The organism is Sphingorhabdus arenilitoris (assembly GCF_042651485.1).
Classification (GTDB): domain Bacteria; phylum Pseudomonadota; class Alphaproteobacteria; order Sphingomonadales; family Sphingomonadaceae; genus Sphingorhabdus_B; species Sphingorhabdus_B arenilitoris.
The window spans coordinates 1-1,837 of sequence record NZ_JBHSDH010000031.1; the positions used below are offsets into that span (position 1 = coordinate 1).

The 1,837-nt window shown below is 52.0% G+C and carries 1 protein-coding gene; it reads right to left on the bottom strand.

The features are described from left to right. Positions 1-1,837: hypothetical protein (locus tag ACFOWX_RS13345; protein ID WP_381425118.1), on the bottom strand; the 1,837-nt coding region annotated here is incomplete at both ends.

A 1,837-nucleotide genomic window follows, 5' to 3' on the forward strand; every position in this document is an offset into this window, starting at 1 on the left:
ATATTCGTAGCTCGTAACTCCGCCTGCCGCATCGGTCATCGTCACCATGCGGCCCAGACGATCGTAAGTGTAGCTCGTCACCTTGCCGTTCGCATCAATAACAGATGTCAGATTGCCAAGGCCGTCATACGTATATTGCATGTCGGTAACTTCAGCTTGGCCGTAGGCGTCAGATTGTTTGACCATCCGGCCTGCGCCGTCATATTCATAATGAGTTATAGTCAAGTCTGCAGAAATTACGCCATTCCGCTGATCCGCAATATAGGCATCGGATATTTGCCCGAGCGCATTGTAAACATTCGAGCTGCGCACACCCTCGGCATCGGTAGAGGTTAGCAAACGCCCTGCGTAGTCATAACTATAGCGGTTGGTTACGGCAGGTCCTGCTCCTAATATTAGGCTATCTAAGTTGGGTATTGTCGTCGTGTCAGCGGTTGAGGCGATATTTGCCCATTTGCTTTTGATCACATTTTGGCTCAGAGCATCATAATTATAACCGGTGACAAAACCTTCTGCATCTTGGCTATAGCGCAGCTCACCTTTTTGCGTATACCAGTTGCGGGTGACGCGGTTGCCGGCATTGCCCGCTTGGCCCGCAGCCCAGCTATTCATATCCGCAAAGCTCGGCAGACTGCTTGTCGCCTGCGCAGCAGCATAGATCACGCTCTTCGTTACCTGACCTACAGTGTCATAGGTCAGATGGCTCACCGTGCCTGCAGCATCAATGCTATAGACCAACCGGTCGCGGTTATCATATATATTCCAACTGGTACGGTCATTGGCATGCGCCGTAACTGCAGCCTTGACGGTCGCCAAATTATAATTGGCGGGGCTCGCGATATTATTATGCTGCGTCACGCTGGTGACATTGCCGTTCACATCATATTGATAGCTGGTCACTTGCCCCAGCACATTGCGCATATAGCGCAGCTGACCCTGGCCGTCATAAACATAGCGTGTGTCGCGGTCATTGGCAGAGGACGCTATCGTTGCCAAAAGCGCTGTGAAGGTTGCACTTGCCCGGTCTACCGCTGCGACCCCCGCCTTTGTATTGGTGGCCGAGGCATAAGCTATCTCCTGCACCTTTTGACCGGCTTTGTCATACAGGATGCGGGTCACATAACCCTCGCCATTCAAATTGCCGATCAAACGTCCATCCCGGTCATAAAAGACCCGCGAGACCTGATCCCGACCGGCATCCGCCGTCACCGCCTGCACCGTCAAGGGCGATACCGCCTTAAACCCATCAACCGCAGCTTGCGCCAACCTGTTTACATAGCTGGTTGTCTTGATCAGACGGTCCGACGTGTCATATTCAAAAGCGGTTACTCCGCCCAGCCCATCAATAGTTTGAAGAAGCCTCCCACCGGCATCATAGATATTCCAAGTCCAGATATCCAACGCTTGAGCCGCCGGGCGAATGGAACCGATCGTCGTGCTATAACCATTATAGTTGGCTGCGGAAGACAGCGCTAACAACTGCGTCGCATTTAACCGTCCGTTATAAGCGACTTGCCCAATAATACGATTGGCATTGTCATAACGATATTCGACGACATCACCGCTATGTGAAATATCGGCTGTCTTGCGTCCTGCCGCATCGTATAAATAATAACTGTTGTAAAATTCTGTTGTGCCTGTGCCCCAGTAATTTCTGGCAACCCTTATACGGCCTAGCTTGTCGTATAAAAACTGGCTTTTACCCGCTGGCGAGAAGTCGCTCGCCGCTGTACTGCTGACCAGATCGCCCGCTTTGTTATAGGTGGATGTGGTCACCTGACCATTGGCCAGCGTCACAACCGTTTGCGTCGCCGCATCGTTAAACACCACGCTGGTC